18 protein-coding genes are annotated in these 17021 nt (G+C 72.0%); 10 read left to right on the top strand and 8 right to left on the bottom strand.

Going from position 1 to position 17021, the window contains the following annotated elements:
- Nucleotides 1-2: 2 nt before the first annotated feature.
- A complete protein-coding gene (locus tag AB0N07_RS01130; RefSeq protein WP_365830761.1) occupies nt 3-860 on the bottom strand; it encodes a DMT family transporter in 858 nt (285 codons plus the stop codon).
- Between the two features lie 114 nt (nt 861-974).
- On the opposite strand from AB0N07_RS01130, the gene AB0N07_RS01125 reads away from it, so the two are divergent.
- Together AB0N07_RS01125 and AB0N07_RS01120 are read left to right on the top strand one after the other, a co-directional pair.
- Nucleotides 975-1547, top strand: a complete 573-nt coding sequence (locus AB0N07_RS01125) for an XRE family transcriptional regulator (RefSeq protein ID WP_365830759.1) — start codon at nt 975-977, stop codon at nt 1545-1547.
- A gap of 32 nt (nt 1548-1579) precedes the next feature.
- Nucleotides 1580-2134: a YbaK/EbsC family protein gene (locus AB0N07_RS01120; RefSeq protein ID WP_365830757.1), complete on the top strand. Its 555-nt coding sequence runs from the start codon at nt 1580-1582 to the stop codon at nt 2132-2134.
- Nucleotides 2135-2208: 74 nt separating this feature from the next.
- Here AB0N07_RS01120 and tnpB read toward each other — a convergent pair whose 3' ends face one another.
- The 3 genes from tnpB to AB0N07_RS01105 form a co-directional block, all read right to left on the bottom strand.
- Nucleotides 2209-3660: an IS607 family element RNA-guided endonuclease TnpB gene (gene tnpB / locus AB0N07_RS01115; protein ID WP_365830755.1), complete on the bottom strand. Its 1452-nt coding sequence runs from the start codon at nt 3658-3660 to the stop codon at nt 2209-2211.
- The gene (locus AB0N07_RS01110) at nt 3657-4232 is read right to left on the bottom strand and encodes an IS607 family transposase (RefSeq protein ID WP_365830753.1); all 576 of its coding nucleotides are present in this window, start codon (nt 4230-4232) and stop codon (nt 3657-3659) included. Before AB0N07_RS01110 ends, tnpB begins: the two co-directional genes overlap by 4 nt.
- A gap of 132 nt (nt 4233-4364) precedes the next feature.
- Nucleotides 4365-5420 carry a cation diffusion facilitator family transporter gene (locus tag AB0N07_RS01105; RefSeq protein ID WP_365830751.1) on the bottom strand — a complete coding sequence of 352 codons (1056 nt, stop codon included), beginning with the start codon at nt 5418-5420 and terminating at the stop codon, nt 4365-4367.
- A 62-nt stretch (nt 5421-5482) separates the two neighbouring features.
- On the opposite strand from AB0N07_RS01105, the gene AB0N07_RS01100 reads away from it, so the two are divergent.
- The gene (locus AB0N07_RS01100; RefSeq protein WP_181922852.1) at nt 5483-5842 is read left to right on the top strand and encodes a metalloregulator ArsR/SmtB family transcription factor; all 360 of its coding nucleotides are present in this window, start codon (nt 5483-5485) and stop codon (nt 5840-5842) included.
- Nucleotides 5843-5854: 12 nt separating this feature from the next.
- On the opposite strand, the gene AB0N07_RS01095 is transcribed toward AB0N07_RS01100, so the two are convergent.
- The 3 genes from AB0N07_RS01095 to AB0N07_RS01085 all read right to left on the bottom strand — a co-directional run bounded on the left by AB0N07_RS01095 (nt 5855) and on the right by AB0N07_RS01085 (nt 9465).
- Nucleotides 5855-7072 carry a 4-hydroxybenzoate 3-monooxygenase gene (locus AB0N07_RS01095; RefSeq protein WP_365830749.1) on the bottom strand — a complete coding sequence of 406 codons (1218 nt, stop codon included), beginning with the start codon at nt 7070-7072 and terminating at the stop codon, nt 5855-5857.
- Nucleotides 7073-7150: 78 nt separating this feature from the next.
- Nucleotides 7151-8788 carry an APC family permease gene (locus AB0N07_RS01090; protein ID WP_365830747.1) on the bottom strand — a complete coding sequence of 546 codons (1638 nt, stop codon included), beginning with the start codon at nt 8786-8788 and terminating at the stop codon, nt 7151-7153.
- Nucleotides 8789-9057: 269 nt separating this feature from the next.
- Nucleotides 9058-9465 (bottom strand): CoA-binding protein, encoded by a 408-nt coding sequence (locus tag AB0N07_RS01085; RefSeq protein WP_365830811.1) that lies wholly within the window; start codon nt 9463-9465, stop codon nt 9058-9060.
- Nucleotides 9466-9626: 161 nt separating this feature from the next.
- On the opposite strand from AB0N07_RS01085, the gene AB0N07_RS01080 reads away from it, so the two are divergent.
- The 7 genes from AB0N07_RS01080 (at nt 9627) to AB0N07_RS01050 (ending at nt 16570) form a co-directional block, all read left to right on the top strand.
- Nucleotides 9627-9827 (top strand): DUF190 domain-containing protein, encoded by a 201-nt coding sequence (locus AB0N07_RS01080; RefSeq protein ID WP_365830745.1) that lies wholly within the window; start codon nt 9627-9629, stop codon nt 9825-9827.
- A 14-nt stretch (nt 9828-9841) separates the two neighbouring features.
- A complete protein-coding gene (locus AB0N07_RS01075) occupies nt 9842-9970 on the top strand; it encodes a hypothetical protein (RefSeq protein WP_365830743.1) in 129 nt (42 codons plus the stop codon).
- 130 nt (nt 9971-10100) lie between these two features.
- Nucleotides 10101-10865 carry a hypothetical protein gene (locus AB0N07_RS01070; protein ID WP_365830741.1) on the top strand — a complete coding sequence of 255 codons (765 nt, stop codon included), beginning with the start codon at nt 10101-10103 and terminating at the stop codon, nt 10863-10865.
- Nucleotides 10862-11416 carry a histidine phosphatase family protein gene (locus tag AB0N07_RS01065; protein WP_365830739.1) on the top strand — a complete coding sequence of 185 codons (555 nt, stop codon included), beginning with the start codon at nt 10862-10864 and terminating at the stop codon, nt 11414-11416. The genes AB0N07_RS01070 and AB0N07_RS01065 overlap by 4 nt, the downstream gene beginning before the upstream one ends.
- A gap of 89 nt (nt 11417-11505) precedes the next feature.
- Nucleotides 11506-12132 (top strand): YigZ family protein, encoded by a 627-nt coding sequence (locus AB0N07_RS01060; RefSeq protein WP_365830737.1) that lies wholly within the window; start codon nt 11506-11508, stop codon nt 12130-12132.
- Nucleotides 12133-12239: 107 nt separating this feature from the next.
- A complete protein-coding gene (locus AB0N07_RS01055) occupies nt 12240-13403 on the top strand; it encodes an exonuclease SbcCD subunit D (RefSeq protein WP_365830735.1) in 1164 nt (387 codons plus the stop codon).
- Entirely contained in the window at nt 13400-16570 is a 3171-nt protein-coding gene (locus AB0N07_RS01050; RefSeq protein WP_365830733.1) for an SMC family ATPase, read from the top strand. The genes AB0N07_RS01055 and AB0N07_RS01050 overlap by 4 nt, the downstream gene beginning before the upstream one ends.
- Here the strand turns inward: AB0N07_RS01050 and AB0N07_RS01045 are convergent.
- Nucleotides 16564-17010: an Lrp/AsnC family transcriptional regulator gene (locus AB0N07_RS01045; RefSeq protein WP_365830731.1), complete on the bottom strand. Its 447-nt coding sequence runs from the start codon at nt 17008-17010 to the stop codon at nt 16564-16566. The two genes, AB0N07_RS01050 and AB0N07_RS01045, sit on opposite strands and share 7 nt — an antisense overlap.
- Nucleotides 17011-17021: the final 11 nt, after the last annotated feature.

The following is a 17021-nucleotide window of genomic DNA, read 5'->3' as shown; positions in this document are numbered from 1 at the left end:
TCCTAGCCCGTCGCCAGGAGCAGGGTGCCCACCAGGGCGAGGCCCGCGCCCGCGGCCTGGATGCCGCGCAGACGCTCCCGGAGGAAACCGCGCGCGGCGAGGGCGGTCACCACCGGGTAGAGCGAGGCGAGGACGGCGGCCACGGTGATCGGGCCGTGCTGCGCGGCGACCGAGTACGTGCCGTTCGCCGCGACGTCCGCGAGGCCGACGAAGGCGAGCGCCGGGAGGGACGTCCAGGGGAAGCCGCCGGCCGGGAGGGCCTCGCCGCCCCGCCTCACGGAGGCGAAGAGCGCGATGCCGCCGGCGCCCACGTTCGTCAGGCGCTGGACGAAGAGGGCGAGGAAGAGACCGGTGACGGTCCTGGACGCCTCGGTGATCAGCGCGAACACCGTGCCGAAACCGAGGGCCGCGACGAGGGTGAGCAGGATGGCCTGACGTTGCACCGGCGCACCCTTGAGCTGTGGTCCGCCCGCGAGGACGACGCCGGTGACCGCGACCGCGATGCCCGCGACCTGCATCAGGCCGGGGCGTTCGCCAAGGAGGAGGCCCACGCCCACCGGGACGGCCACGCTCAGGGTCGCGAGCGGGGAGACGACGCCCATCGGGCCCAGCGCGAGGGCCTTGTAGAAGGAGAACAGGGCGACCGGGCCCACCAGCCCGGCGGCGAAGGCGAACCACAGCCGGGGACCGGCCTCGCTGAAGCCGCCCGTGGCCAGCACGATCACCCCGAGCACGGTCGCGGCGATCCCCTGCGAGACGACGACCACCATGAGCGCCGGCGTGCGCCGGGTCAGCAGTCCGCCGCCGAAGTCGGCAAGGCCCCACAACAGGCTGGTGGCCAGGGCGAAGAATGCTGTCACGGGTCGCCTCGCAGTACAGTTCGGTGAACGATCGGGTGCACAACACCGTAGTTCAGCGTAGTGAACCCTGTCATCCAGGATATTGACCTCGCAGTACATGGATATGGACGGAACGTGTCGGACCTCGATCTGCTGACCCAGTCCCTGGCCCGCAACGTCAAACGCTGGCGAGGCGAGCGTGGCTTCACCCTGGACGCGCTCGCCGCCCGCGCCGGAGTCAGCCGTGGCATGCTCATCCAGATCGAGCAGGCCCGCACCAACCCGAGCATCGGCACGGTCGTCAAGATCGGCGACGCGCTCGGTGTCAGCGTTCCCACTCTGCTCGACTACGAACGGGGGCCGAAGGTGCGGGTCGTCCCGGCCGAACAAGTGGTACGGCTGTGGCACACCGACGCGGGAAGCTACAGCCGCCTGCTCGCCGGCACCGAGGCGCCGGGGCCGCTGGAGATGTGGGACTGGCGGCTGATGCCGGGTGACAGCAGCGCCTCGGACCCGCATCCCGCCGGCACGGTGGAGATCGCCCATGTGACGTCCGGTGAGCTGACCCTCACGGTGGAGGGCGCGGAGTACCGCGTCCCGGCCGGCGCGAGCGTCACCTTCGAGGCCAACGCCCCGCACAGCTACGGCAATCAGGGCGATGTGCCGATGGAGCTCGTGCTCGCGGTCTCCGTGCCGCCCGTGCACTGAGGCGACCCGGGACGCCCTGTTAGCGTGCGGCCATGCGCCCTCCCATCGGACACTTCGACATCGCGATCCCGGCCCCCGACGCCCTCGACGAACTGACCCGCCCGGTCGCCGACGCCGTACGCCACTGGAGCGGCAGTGTCCCCGCCGACCAGATCGTCTACGTCGACACCGACCCGCAGTGGGCCGACACGGTCGTCTTCGTGGAGCACTACGGGCGGGAACTGCTGGAGCAGTCGGCGAACTGCGTGGTGGTGGCCGGCAAGCGGGGCGGGGAGACGACACTCGCCGCGTGCCTCGTGCTCTCCACCTCACGGGTCGACGTCAACGGCGTCGTCCGCCGCCGACTCGGGGCCCGCAAGGCCTCGTTCGCGTCCATGGACACCGCGACAGGGGAGACCGGGATGGAGTACGGCGGCATCACCCCGATCGGCCTCCCGGACGGCTGGCCGGTGCTGGTGGACTCGGCCGTGGCCGATCTTCCGTACGTCCTGGTCGGCAGCGGCCGCCGACGGGGCAAGCTGCTGGTCCCGGGGAAGGCGTTCGTGGAACTGCCGGGTGCCGTGGTGGTGGAGGGGCTCGGGGTCTGAGCGCGCCGAGCCGTTGCTTTGAGCCTCAAGGACTCTCAGCATTCCGGGCATCTCGGCCCGGAAGGTCCGTCTCGTCACCAAGGCGTGAGGGCTTCGGCTTGAGTACGGTCTCTCGTTTCTGTCTGCCGCTGGCACGGCAGGGTTGCGCCACCTGCCCGCCCCGTCCCCGTCTTGCGGCGGGGGCGGGTGGTGCGGGTCTTCTGGTCGGCTCCACGAGGCTTCGACGCCTTGACGACGTCCGGGTCTCCGGCCACTCCGGTACCCGTTACTGCGGCTGCCGCGAGGGCGGCGAGGTTGAGTGCGGCGTTGGCGTCCCGGTCGATGACCAGGCCGCAGGCGTCGCATTCGAATGTCCGGACGTGCAGCGGCAGCTTGGCTTTCACCGCGCCGCACCCGGAACAGGTCTTGGAGGAGGGGTACCAGCGGTTCGCGGCCACGATGCGGCAGCCGTTGCGCTGGGTCTTGTACGTGAGCTGGCGGCGGATCTCGCCGAATCCGGCATCGGCGATACGCCGGGCGAGGCGCCGGTTGCGCAGCATCCCGGCGACGTTGAGGTCTTCCACCACCACGGTGCCGTACTCGGCCGTGACGGCGGTGGTGAGCTTGTGGAGGGCATCCTCGCGGAGGTTCGCGACACGGTGATACACGCGGTTGCGGGCGGCGTTGGCCTTCTCCCAGCGTTTCGACGCCTTCTGTCCTGTCCTGCGGTCCGGGCCCTGGCGCCGGGAGACGGTGCGGGAGGCGCGGCGCAGCTGCTTCAGCGCGGCATCCAGATGACTCGGGTTGGGGATCTCGCGGATCTCGCCCGCACTGTCGGCCATGACCGCGAGCGTCTTCACGCCGAGGTCGATGCCCACCACCGAATCGGGCCGCGTGACCTTCACCAGGTCACGCTTGACCTCCACCTGGAACGAGGCCAACCAGCGTCCGCGTTCGTGCCGGACGGTCGCCGACAGGATGCGCGCGGTCTGGGCCTGTACGCGGGTGAGGAGGCTGCCGGTGGGCTCCTGGGTGCGCAGTGTGCCGAGCCGGGGCAGCGTGACGTGGCGGCCGTCAGCGTTGACGCGGATGGTGCCGGTGGTGAACCGGCAGGCGAGGCGTGCTTTCCGCTTCGGCTTGAACCGGGGCGTGCCCATCCTGCGGCCCTTGCGCTTGCCGTTCTTCGACTTGGTGTAGTTGTCGAACGCGGCCGACGCGTTGGCCAGGCCGGTGGAGTACGCCTCCTTGGAGTTCTCCTCCCACCAGCCGGAGAACCTCGGGTCGGTCTTCTTGGCCTCGTTGAACGCCTTCCGCAGCGAGGGCAGCGACCAGGGCCGCCACTGCGTCCGCGCATCTTCCAAGATGCCGTACGACTCCTCCGCACGGCGCTGCCACCACGAGGCGGTCACCCAGGCGACAGCCCAGTTGTACGCGGCACGCGCGGCACCGCAGTGCGAGCGCAACGCGGCTTCCTGGGCGGCGTTCGGGTCGAGCGCGAACCGGTACGCCTGCACCACGAACCCGGGCTGCGGCTGGAACCTCTTCATTCGGCGGCCTCGCCCATCGCTACCGCGACCGCACGGGCGGCCCGGTTCTTCGCCGCCCGCCGCCCGTACAGGCGCGCGCACATCGAGGTCAGCACCTCGGTGATGTCCCGCACCAGATCGTCGGTCGTCTCCTGCGCATCGAGGACGACCAGGCGCCGCCCGGACGCGGCCAGGACGGCTTCGAGATGCTCGACACCGAACCGGGCCAGCCGGTCACGGTGCTCCACCACAATCACCGCCGCCTGAGGGTCGGACAGGAGCCGGTGCAGCTTGCGGCGTCGCCCGTTGAGACCTGAACCGACCTCGGTCACCACCTCCGCGACCGGCAGGCCGAGACCGGTGGCCCCCTGGACCACACGCGCTACCTGCCGATCAAGGTCCGGCTTCTGGTCCGTCGACGAGACCCGGCAGTACGCCACGACACGGCCCGACATCTGCGGAGTGGGCTCGTCCACCAGCCATGTACCGGACGGTGTCTGGCGCACCGGGACCGGCATACGGCCCTCTTTCGCCCACGCCCACGCGGTCTGGTAGTGCACGCCGTTGCGCGACGCCCACTCGGAAAGCTTCACACGACCAAGATAGCAATTGAGAAAGACTGAAATTCGCTGATGAACCACGCAGCAGTTGCAACCCCCGCTCGGGGTGATGCAGCCCCGCGCCCCTTCAGGGCGCTGCCGTACCGGACCGGATGCTGAGACTGCCTAGTGCGTCGCGTGATGCGCCAAGGCCAGGTGGGGGTCCTCCTCGCCCGGTGTCGGTGCCGGATCGGCGTGCACCAGGGCCGCCGTCAGTCGTGGTACGGCGTGCAGCAGGGCGTGTTCGGCCTCGACCGCGATTCCGTGCGCCGTGCGTACGGTCGCCTCGCCGTCGACCACCACCGCGACTTCGGCCCGCAGCCGGTGCCCGATCCAGCGCAGCCGCAGCTCACCGACCTCCCGCACGCCCGGTACCGCGCGCAGCGCCCGCTCGGCGCGGTCCACCAGCTCCGGGTCGACGGCGTCCATCACCCGCCGGAACACCTCCCGTGCGGCGTCCCGCAGTACCAGCGCGATCGCCGCGGTGATCGCCAACCCCACGAGCGGGTCGGCGAGTTGCCACCCCAGCGCCGAACCGCCGGCACCCAGCAGTACCGCCAGTGACGTGAAGCCGTCAGTGCGGGCGTGCAGTCCGTCGGCGACCAGTGCGGCCGAGCCGATCTCCCGGCCCACCCGGATCCGGTGGCGGGCCACCCACTCGTTCCCGGCGAAGCCGACCAGCGCGGCCACCGCCACCGCCGGTATGTGCGCGACGGGACGCGGATCGAGCAGCCGCTCCACCGCCGCCCAGGCCGCGAACGCGGCGGACGCGGTGATCGTCAGCACGATCGCGATCCCCGCGAGGTCCTCGGCACGGCCGTAGCCGTAGGTGAAGCGGCGCGTGGCCGCCCGTCGCCCCAGCACGAACGCGATCCCCAGCGGTACGGCGGTCAGCGCGTCGGCGGCGTTGTGCACCGTGTCGCCGAGCAGGGCCACCGAACCGGACAGGATCACGACCACCGCCTGCGCCACGGCCGTCGCCCCGAGGACGGCCAGCGAGACCCAGAGTGCGCGCATACCGCGGGCCGAGGACTCCAGTGCGGAGTCGAGCTTGTCCGCGGTCTCGTGGGAGTGCGGGGTGAAGAGGTGGCCGAGGCGGTGCCGAAGACCCTTCGGGTGGTGGTGATGCGGGTGCCCGTGGTGGTCGTGGTGCTCGTCGTGGTGGTGGTGCCGGTCGCTCACGTGGGGCCCCTTCCGGTGCGCGGTGGTGGACGCGGGGACGCCCACGGGACCATTATGTGCGTATGAGCGCACGCATGCACCTATCAACTGCGAAGGATGCGCACCCGCGCACCCCGGGCGAGGAACAGTTCGCACTCGCCGCCGAACTCCTCGCCCTGCTGGGCGATCGCACCCGCCTCGCGTTGCTGCATGCGCTGACCGGCGGCGAGGCCGACGTCACGACCCTCACGGAGGCGAGCGGGGCGGCCCGGCCCGCGGTCAGCCAGCACCTGGCGCGGCTGCGGCTGGCAGGCCTGGTGAACACGCGCAAGGAGGGCCGCAGGGTCGTCTACTCGCTGCGGGACGGCCATCTGCGGCGGCTCGTGGACGAGGCGCTGAAGGTGGCGGACCACCGACTCAGCGACCGGCCGCTGCACGACTGAGAGTCACGGGGTTCAGGACGCGGAGCCCTTGCCGAGGTACTGCTCCGCGAACGCCGCCGCGGCAGCGGGGGATTCGAAGAGGCGGCGCAGCCGGGCCAACGTCGTGCCCGCGCGGTAGGCGTCGCCCGACGACGCGCCGTGGTACACCTCCGACAGCCACTGCGAGAACTCCTGGTAGTCCCACACCCGTGCGAGGCAGGCCGCGGAGTAGCCGTCGAGGCCGCCGGTGTCGCCCTTGGTGAGGTACGCGACGAGCCCGTCGCCGAGCAGGAAGGCGTCGTGCAGGGCCAGGTTCATGCCCTTGGCCGCGATGGGCGCGGTGAGATGGGCTGCGTCCCCGGCCAGGAACAGACGGCCGAACACCATCGGTTCGACCACGTAGTTGTGCATGTCCAGGACTCGCTTCTCGATCAGCCTGCCCTCCGTGAGCGGCGGCCGGTCGGCGGCACCGAGCCGCTCCTGGAGTTCGGCCCAGACGCGGTCCTCCGACCAGTTCTCCGGGTCGTCGCCGGGCGGGCACTCCAGGTAGTAGCGGGTGACCTCGGGGCTGCGGGCCATGTGCCCGGCGAAGCCGTTCGGATGGATGCCGAACACCACGCAGTCGCTGGACGGCGGTGCCTGAGCCAGCAGCGCCAGCCAGCCGACGCCGTAGTCGTGCCGGGCGATACGGGCCTGCTGCGGAAGCACGGTCCGGGTCACCCCGCGTGCTCCGTCGCAGCCCGCCACGAAGTCGCACGTCACGAGCGTGCGTCGACCGGTCTCGGGGTCGAGGTACGACACCGCAGGCCGGTCCGTGTCCAGGCCGTGCAACTGCACGTCCCGCACGCCGAACCGGATGGCGCCGCCGCGCATGTCGGCGTACTCGCGCACCAGGTCCGTCACCAGCAGCGGCTGCGGATAGACGAAGTGGTGATGACCTGTCAGATCGGTGTACGAGAACCGGTGCCGTTGCCCCTCGACACGGAACTCGCACTGGGTGTGCACCTGCGCCCGCTCCAGCAGTTGGTCCGCGAGGCCCCTGTCCTGGAGCCCGCGCACCGCCCACTCCTCGAGCACGCCGGCCCGTGGCCGCTGCTCGATGAACTCCCGTGTCTCGGCCTCCAGGACCAGGCAGTCGACCGACGCGGCCCGCAGGATGTTCCCGATGGTGAGACCGGCGGGCCCGGCGCCCACGATCACAACCGGAAAACGTTGCGGGGAGGGCGAGTTGGGGTGGGAGGTGGAAGTCACCCGAGCATTATGACGGTGGCCCGTCAGCCACGGCAGGGGAGCCGCGGCCGACGGGCCGAGTCGAGGAAGGGTGTTCGGTCAGTGCGCGGGGGCGTCGGTGACGACGACTTCGTCGATGCTGCGCTCGATGTCCTCGCGCTTCGAGGAGGTCGCCCTGGCCCAGTAGTAGATCGCCAGGGAGAAGACGGCGATGACCAGGATGTCCCACCACAGTGCGATGTTGCCCGCGCCGCCGAAGCCGCCCTCGGCGGAGATCACGCCCATGCCGAGGAGATAGACCGGCAGCCACTGGGCGGCCTTGAAGTCCATCCGGGGCGCGTCGGGCTGGTTGGTGGAGTTGGCCCACCAGGCGTAGCCGCCGAGGAGCAGGTAGCCGAGGACGATCGCCAGTCCGAGCCTCCACAGGGTGTCCCAGCCGGACCAGTAGATGATCAGGTTGGCCACCACGAAGGCCACCGGTGAGATCACCTTGCCGCCGGGCAGCCGGTACGGGCGCTCGAGGTGCGGCAGCTTGTCGGCGAACACGCCGTAGGCCAGCGGCGCGCCCGCGTACATCAGGACGCTCGCCGAGGTGATGAAGCCGACCAGCTTGTGCCAGCTGGGGAAGGGCAGGAAGCAGATCACGCCGGTGACGAAGGACATGATGAGGCCGAACCACGGCACACCGCGCGAGTCGGTCTTGGTGAAGATCTTCGGCGCATAGCCGTTCTTCGCCAGGCCGTAGGAGACGCGTGAGGTGGCGGTGGTGTAGATGAGGCCGGTACCACCGGGGGAGATGATCGCGTCGAGGTAGAGGACGAAGGCGAGCCAGCCGAGACCCGCCAGGGTCGCGACACCGGCCCACGGCCCGGTGTCGCCCTTGAACGCGAGCTGGGCCCAGCCGTGCGCGAAGCTGCTGTGCGGCAGCGCGCCGATGAACACGACCTGGAGGAGGACGTAGATGACGGCGCCGATCGCCACCGAGCCGAGCGTGGCGCGCGGCAGGTCCCGCTTCGGGTTGCGGCTCTCGCCCGCCAGCTGGATGGCCTGCTCGAAGCCGAGCAGCGCGAAGATGATGCCGCTGGTGCTGATCGCCGCGAGCACGCCCTTCGCGCCGAACGGCGCGAAGCCCTCGGAGTGGAAGTTGCCCGGGTGGAAGTGGGTCGCCGCCATGATGAAGATCGCGCCCAGCGGAACGGCGATCTTCCACCAGGTCGCCGCGCTGTTTGTGTGCGCCAGCGCCCGTACGCCGAAGAAGTTCACCCCGACGAAGACGGCCATGAGGACGACCGCCACGGCCAGACCGCTGGCGGTCAGAGTCTTGTCGGCGTGCTGAAGGCCCTGTGCCCAGGACCAGTGACCGGCGTAACCGATCATGGCCTCGACCTCGATCGGGGCGACGGTCGCGGCCTGGAGCCAGGAGAACCAGCCGAACGACATGCCGGCCAGTCCGCCGAAGGCGTAGTGCGGGTATCGGGCCGTACCGCCCGCCACCGGGAACATGCCGCCCAGCTCGGCGTGGACCAGCGCCAGCAGCACGATCGCGATCGCGCCGATCACCCACGAGATGATCGCCGCCGGGCCGGCCTGGATGACCGCGTCGTGGGCTCCGTAGAGCCATCCCGAGCCGATGATGGAACCGACGGAGGCCCACATCAGACCGATCAGTCCGACGTCACGCCTGAGGCCACCTGGACCCCTGGCCTCCTCCACGGAGGTCTGCTCGACGCTCACCATATTTTCAGCGACCTCTCACCATTTGAATACATGTTTTCAGTGCATGCGACGTCGCAGATTAGGAAACATCAGGGGTCCAGCAGAAGACCCATGGTGAAGTTTTGACCAACCGCCGGGAGCTTCCTGGACAGTCCTTCAGGGGATCTGTACGCGGTGGAAACCGCTGTCGCCCCTGGCACCGCCACAGAATTCGCAGCGAAGTGGCGGCCGTCTGGGAGCGCTTGCAGTGTGACCGGTGGCACATATGGGGCGCGTGGGCCCCGGCCGGCTCAGCCGAGCAGCGGTATCTCGATGGCCGGGCAGCGGTCCATGACCATGGCGAGGCCCGCCGCCCGCGTACGGTCGTACGCCGCCTCGTCGATCACGCCGAGCTGGAACCAGACGGCCCTGGCGCCCTTGGCGACCGCCTCGTCGGCGACCGGTCCGGCGAGGTCGCTGTTGACGAAGACGTCGACGACATCCACGTCGAAGGGGATGTCGGCGAGGGAGGCGTACCCCTGCTCGCCGTGCACCGTCTCCGCCTTGGGGTGGACGGGCACGATGCGCTTGCCGAAGCGCTGCAGCACCTGGGCGACGCCGTAGGCGGCGCGGCCCCGGTTCGACGAGAGGCCCACCACGGCCCAGGTGTCGCCGGATTCGGTGAGGATCCTGCGGATCGTTGCCTCGTCGCCGTACACCGCAGCCTCCCTGTACCTCGTGGACATGCCCTGCTGTCCGACAACCGCCGGGAGTTCACGATGATTCCCCGATTCCCCGGTTTCCGCTGCGCCCTGACGGCCTGTTCGGCCGGCCGTCGGCGCAGTACCGTCCGGACAGTCCGCACGGCAGCAGGTGGCCGGTGTCCGGCTACGACATGCTCGCCGCACGCCTGACCATCCACCTCGACGCCGCCGTGTCGTGGCACCACAGGCCTGCCTACGCGGAACTCGTTCACCGGGCGCACTGCGAGGGCCTCATCGGCGCGAGCGTCTTCCGCGGAGTCATCGGTTTCGGCGCGGGCGACCCCAAGCAATCGTCGCTCGCACTGAACTCGCACTGAAGGGGCCGTGCGCCGTGGTCATCGTCGACGCGGAGGCCCGGCTCAGGGACTTCCTGGCGCATGTGGCAGACGTCCTGGGGGAGACGTCGGCGATGGCGGTGCTCGACCGCGTGCGGATCCATGCGCCGGGCGTGGATGAGTGAGCCTCGCGTATGAATGAGAGGTGCGCGCGGGTGGGTACCGGATCCGCACGCGCGCGTAGGTCACATCGGCACGGGGCGGGGGCACGCGGGCGTGGTGGGAATCCGCCGCCGTGGGCGGAATTCGCGCCGGATGCCTGCGCGCGGCCGTCCGCCCGCCTACGCTCAGCCCGTGCTGCGCATCACCGACGCCCGAACCGGCGAGTCCGTCGACGCCGCCCCGGTCCGCAGGGGGCTGACCCGGGTCGAAGCCCATGTGTCCGATTTCCACACCGGCGCGCTGCGGGTGCTGCTGGTCGCCGACCTCCTCGTGCGGGCCCTGGAACTCGGCGGCACCCCGGTGTGGGGCGTGCTGAGCGCCGAACGGGGCCAGGCGGAGCTGCGGGCCGGGGCGGCCGCGCTCGGCATCCGGCCCTTCGAGGACCGGCGGGACGTCGGTCCAGGACTGGGCGAGGCCCAGGTTCTGCACGTCGTGGGGGAGGGCGGCGCGACACCCGACGGCGTCCGGGTCGCCGTCGCCCCCGTCGACCCGGAGGCACCCGGCACGACCGAGGGCGCCGACCCGGCCGCCCTGCGCCTGGCCCTGCTCTCCCGGAGCCGGAGCACACCCCTGCGGCTCGACGCGGCCGCTCTGGACGAGGCCGGCGAAACCCTCGCACGCTGGCGCCGCGCGGTCGCCGCCTGGGCACGACAGCCGTCGCGGCCGGTTCCCGACGAGGCGCGCACCCGCCTGCGTACCGCCTGGGAGGACGACCTGGACGTCCCCTCCGTGCTCGACGTGCTGACCTGGGTGGAGACCGAGTCGGAGCTGCCGGACGGCGCCCGGTTCGAGACGTACGCCCACGCGGACCGGCTGCTCGGCCTGGAACTCACCCGCGACCTCGGATCGCCGGCGTGATCGCGCGTGCGGGAGCCGGCCCGCTGCGCCGCCTGGTGGTGCTGCGGCACGCCAAGTCGGCCTGGCCTCAGGGCGTCCCCGACCACGAGCGCCCGCTCGCGCCGCGTGGCCGCAGGGACGCACCGGCAGCGGGCCGGGCCCTCGTCGAGGCGGACTGCCTGCCGGACCTCGCCCTGTGCTCCACCGCCCTGCGCGCCCGGCAGACCTGGGAACTGGCCTCGGCCCAGTGGGGCACACCGCCGCCGGTACGCCGTGACCCGCGGCTGTACGCCGCCGAGGTGTCCGACCTGCTGACCGCGGTGCACGAGGTGCCCGCAGAGGTCGAGACGCTGCTCCTGGTCGGGCACAACCCCGGCCTGGAGGAGCTCGTCCTGGAACTGGCCGGGGACAGCCTCGACGACGCCCTGGACGAGGTGCGGCTGAAGTTCCCGACCTCCGCGATCGCCGTACTGGCCTGGCACGGACCCGCCTGGGACGCGCTCGCCCCGGGCACGGCACTGCTGACGAGCATGCTCGTGCCGCGGGGCAAGAAGAAGGACCACGGCACGTAGGACTGTGCCGGGCCGAGTGCTCGCCCGGGCAGCCATCCGGGCACTCCTCCGGCGCGGGCGAGCGCACGCGTGCCGCATAGGCTGGCCGGATGCAGGACGAGTACCGCACGGTCGCCCACGCGGGCGTGCACGAGACCGAGGTCAACCGCTCCCGCTTCCTGTGCGCCCTGGCGCCCGCGGCCACCGAGCAGGAGGCCCAGGACTTCGTCGCCGCCGTGCGCAAGGAGCACGCGGACGCCACCCACAACTGCTGGGCCTACGTCATCGGTGCCGACGCCTCCGTCCAGAAGGCGAGCGACGACGGCGAACCGGGCGGCACCGCGGGCGTCCCCATGCTGCAGATGCTGCTGCGCCGGGACATGCGGTACGTCGTCGCCGTCGTCACCCGCTACTACGGCGGCGTCAAGCTCGGCGCGGGCGGACTGATCAGGGCGTACGGCGGTGCGGTGGGCGAGGCCCTGGACGCCCTCGGCACCCTCACCCGCCGCAGGTTCCGGCTGGCCACCGTGACCGTCGACCACCAGCGCGCAGGCAAGGTCCAGAACGACCTGCACTCGACGGGCCGCGAGGTACGCGACGTGCGCTACGGCGAGGCGGTCACCATCGAGGTCGGCCTGCCGGACTCCGACGTGGACGCCTTCCGGGCCTGGCTCGCCGACGCGACCGCCGGGACGGCCGGGTTCGAACTGGGCGGGGAGGCGTACGGGGACGCCTGAAGATCGTCACGAAAGGGGCGTAACGGACCGGTGTGAGACGGGTTGTGACGGCCCGATACGGGAGTAACCGACCGTGATGTCAGACCCGGCCGTTAGGGTCGGGGATCATGAGGCTGCTGCACACTTCCGACTGGCATCTGGGCCGGGCGTTCCATCGGGTGAACATGCTCGGGGCCCAGGCCGAGTTCATCGGTCACCTCGTCACGACCGTGCGTGAGCGCGGTGTGGACGCGGTGGTCGTGTCGGGGGACGTGTACGACAGGGCGGTGCCGCCGCTGGCTGCGGTCGAGTTGTACGACGACGCGCTGCACCGCCTGGCGGACCTGGGGGTGCCCACCGTGATGATCTCCGGAAACCACGACTCGGCCCGCCGGCTCGGCGTCGGTGCCGGTCTCATCGGGCGGGCCGGCATCCATCTGCGCACCGAGCCGTCGGCGTGCGGAACTCCGGTGGTGCTGTCCGACGCCCACGGTGACGTGGCCTTCTACGGGCTGCCGTATCTCGAACCGGCCCTGGTCAAGGACGAGTTCGGCGTGGAGAAAGCGGGACACGAGGCGGTGCTCGCCGCTGCCATGGACCGGGTCCGCGCCGACCTTGCCACCCGCGCGCGGGGCACGCGTTCCGTCGTCCTCGCGCACGCCTTCGTCGCCGGCGGCCAGGTCAGCGACAGCGAGCGGGACATCACCGTCGGCGGGGTCGCCGCCGTGCCCGCCGGGGTCTTCGACGGTGTGGACTACGCTGCACTCGGCCATCTGCACGGCTGCCAGACGATCACCGAGCGGGTGCGCTACTCCGGCTCCCCGCTGCCGTACTCCTTCTCCGAGACAGACCACCACAAGACCATGTGGCTCGTGGATCTCGACGCGGACGGCTCGGTCACCGCCGAGCGGGTCGACTGCCCCGTGCCGCGCGCGCTGGCCAGGATCCGGGGCACTCTGGAGGAACTGCTCGCCGACCCCGGGCTCGGCCGGCACGAGGAGGCATGGGTCGAGGCCACCCTCACCGACCCGGTCCGCCCGGCCGATCCCATGGCCCGGCTCACCGAGCGCTTCCCGCACACCCTGAGCCTCGTCTTCGACCCCGAGCGGGCACCGGACGACCCGGACGTGTCGTACGCCAGACGGCTCGCGGGCCGCAGCGACCAGGAGATCGCCGAGGACTTCGTCGCCCATGTGCGCGGCGCCGGACCCGACGAGCGCGAACAGGCCGTGCTGCGGGACGCGTTCGACGCGGTGCGCGCCGACGAGGCCGTGCGGGAGGTGGCGCGATGAGGCTGCACCGGCTGGACATCACGGCGTTCGGGCCGTTCGGCGGCTCCCAGACCGTCGACTTCGACGAGTTGTCGGCCGCCGGGCTCTTCCTGCTGCACGGACCGACGGGAGCGGGCAAGACGTCCGTCCTCGACGCGGTTTGCTACGCGCTGTACGGCTCCGTCCCCGGCGCCCGCCAGAGCAGTCAGGGCCTGGCCCTGCGCAGCGATCACGCGGCATCCGGTACGCGCACCGGGGTGACCCTCGAACTGACCGTCGCCGGACGCCGGTTGGAGGTCACCCGGCAGCCGCCCTGGGAGCGCCCCAAGAAGCGCGGCTCGGGCACGACACTGGAGAAGGCCCAGAGTTGGCTGCGCGAGTACGACGCGACGGCCGGTGCCTGGAAGGACCTCGGCCGCTCGCACCAGGAGATCGGCGAGGAGATCACCCAGCTGCTCGGCATGAGCCGCGAGCAGTTCTGCCAGGTCGTGCTGTTGCCCCAGGGCGACTTCGCGCGCTTCTTGCGCGCCGACGCCGAGGCGCGCGGCAAACTGCTGGGCCGCCTCTTCGACACCCACCGCTTCACCGAGGTCGAGAAGCGGCTCGCGGAGCGCCGCCGGGCGGCCGAGGCGCAGGTGCGCGAGGGGGACGCCGCGCTGCTGGCCGACGCACACCGCATGCAGCAGGCGGCGGACGGCGCGCTGGAACTGCCTCAACTGGCGCCGGGGGAGCCGGGGTTGGCGGAGGCCGTCATCAGCGCTGCGGCTGTCGCCCGCAGCACCGCGCGGGAACGGCTGACCATCGCCCACTGCCGCCTCACGGCCGTGGAATCGGCGCAGGCGGCCGCCGAGCGCGCGTTGCGCGAGGCACGGGAAGTGGCCCGGCTGCAGCAGCGGTTCGCCGAGGCGCGCGAGCGCGCCGCACGGCTGGAGGAGCGGGCCGCCGCCCACCGGGAGGCGCAGGCACGCATGGAGCGGGCCCGCAAGGCCGAGGCGGTGGCGCCCGCACTGGAGCTGCGGGAGGCCGCGGAGGCGGAACACCGGCACGCCGCACAGGCGGAGGCCCGCGTGCGTGCACTGCTGCGGGAAGCCCTCGCTGAGGGGCACGCGGACTTCCGGGCCGGGAGCTCCGACGCGGGTGCGGCGGGGGACACACGGCTGCGAGATGCCCTCGGCGAGGACGACGCGACAGGGCTCGCCGGGTGGCGAGACGCCGACGGCGAGAGGGGCTCGGGGCAGTGGCCATGTGCGGCTCCACCGCGGGGCGCGACCAGCCACGACGCCGGTGCGGCAGGGCTGGCCGCTGCCGCGCGCCGGAGTGCCGAGGAGCTCGGCGGGCTGGAGTCAGCCCGGCGCGCCGAACAGCGACTGGCCGAACTCGTCGCGGAGCGTGCCGGTCTGGACCGGCAGGAGCGCGTCGACGAGGACGTGCTGCAGGAGGCCGAGACCTGGCTCGCGGACTGGGAGGTGACCCGCGCCGGACTGCACGCCCGTATCGAATCCGCACAGGAGGCCGCGACCAGGGCCGAACAGCTCGGCGTGCAGCGCGAGCCCGCACAGCGCAGGCTCGGCGCCGCCCGCCAGCGCGATCAGCTCGCCCGCGACACCGACGAGGCCCACGCGCGCGTGCTCGCCGCTCGCGAACGCGCCACCGAGGCCCGCGCACACTGGCTGGACCTCAAGGAACAGCGGCTGAACGGCATCGCGGCCGAGCTGGCCGCGAGCCTCGCCGACGGCGAACCGTGCGCCGTCTGCGGAGCCACCGAGCACCCTGCGCCGGCGCGCAAGGTCGCCGGGCACGTCGACCGCGAGGCCGAGGAGCGCGCCCTCGCCGCCTACCAGCGCGCCGACGAACAGCGCGCCGAGGACGAGCGGCGCCTCGGCGTCGTACGAGAGGCCCTCGCCGCCGCGACGGCCGAGGCGGGCGACACCCCCACGGCCCGACTTGCCGAAGAGGTCGAGGAGTTGGAGCGACTGTACGCGCAGGTGCGCGGTGCCGCTTCCGACCTGCATCCGGCGAGCGAGCAGCTGCGGCGGGCGGAGCAGGAGTACGAGCGGCGGACTGCGGTACGGCAGCAGGCAGCGGTCAGAGCCGCCTCGCGGGTGGGCCACCGCGAGCGGCTGGACCGCGAACAGAGCGATCTGGAAGGACAGTTGGCGCAGGCGCGCGGCACGGCGGAGAGCGTGGCCGCGCGGGCCGCGCAGCTGGAGCGGCAGGTGGCGCTGCTCACCGAGGGCGCCGACACAGCGCGGGTGGCCGAGGACACCGCCCAGCGGCTCAAGGACGCCGACGCCCGGCTCGCCGACGCCGCCTTCCGCGCCGGCTTCGACACCCCGCAGGCCGCGGCCGCCGCGCTCCTGGACGACGCCGCCCATCGCGAGCTCCAACGCCGTCTGGACGCGTGGCAGTCCGAGGAGGCCGCCGTGCGTGCCGTTCTCGCCGAGGCGGACACCGCGGCCGCAGCCCTGCAGCCGCCCGCCGACCTCGCCTCGGCGGAACGGGCCGCCGCCGTCGCGGCCCGGCGGCTGCGCGAGGCCGCCTCCGCGCGTGACTCGGCCGCCCGCCGCTGCACCGAACTCGACCGGCTCTCCGCCCGGTCCGCCGCCGGCGTACGACGGCTGGCCCCGCTGCGCGAGGAGTACGAGCGGGTCGCCCGCCTGGCCTCCCTCGCCGCCGGCACCTCCGCGGACAACGAGCGGAAGATGCGCCTGGAGTCGTACGTGTTGGCGGCCCGGCTGGAACAGGTGGCCGCCGCCGCGACGGTGCGGCTGCAGCGCATGTCGTCCGGCCGCTACACCCTCGTCCACTCCGACGACCGGACCGGACGCGGCCGCAGCGGTCTCGGACTGCACGTCGTCGACGCATGGACCGGGCGCGAGCGGGACACGGCGACGCTGTCGGGCGGCGAGACCTTCTTCGCCTCCCTGGCGCTCGCCCTCGGCCTCGCGGACGTCGTCACCGACGAGGCCGGCGGAGTCCGCCTGGACACGCTCTTCATCGACGAGGGCTTCGGCAGCCTCGACGACCAGACCCTCGACGAGGTCCTCGACGTGCTCGACTCCCTGCGCGAGCGCGACCGCAGCGTCGGCATCGTCAGCCATGTCGCCGACCTGAGACGCCGTATCCACGCCCAACTGGAGGTCGTCAAGGGAAGATCGGGCTCGGTGGTCCGGCAGCGAGGTCAGTGACCGAGGGGCCGCCGGGGCAGCGGGGACGAGTAGACGACGCTGGTGGTCACCGAGCCGAGCGCGCCGATCTTGCCCGAAACCTCCTCCAGGTGACGCATCGAGCGGGCGGTGACCTTGATGACGAAACAGTCGTCGCCCGTCACATGGTGGGCCTCGAGGATCTCGGGCGTCACGGCGACCAGGTCGTGGAAGGGCTTGTAGTTGCCGTTCGGATAGCGCAGCCGTACGAACGCGAGGATCGGCAGTCCCAGCCGCTCGGGGTCCACCACGGCCGCGTACCCCTGGATGACGCCCGCCTCCTCCAGGCGGCGCACCCGTTCGGTGACCGCGCTCGGCGACATGGAGACGGCGCGTGCCAGCTCCGCGAAGCTCGCCCGCCCCTCGCGCTGGAGGACGTCGAGGATGCGCCAGTCGGTGGCGTCGGGGGAAAACGCGCTCATGACGCAGAAAT

Source organism: Streptomyces sp. NPDC051172, assembly GCF_040682555.1.
In the GTDB taxonomy this organism is placed as follows: Bacteria; Actinomycetota; Actinomycetes; order Streptomycetales; family Streptomycetaceae; genus Streptomyces.
Note: the sequence above shows the minus strand (reverse complement) of the source record. Positions and strands in the feature narration are given on the sequence as shown.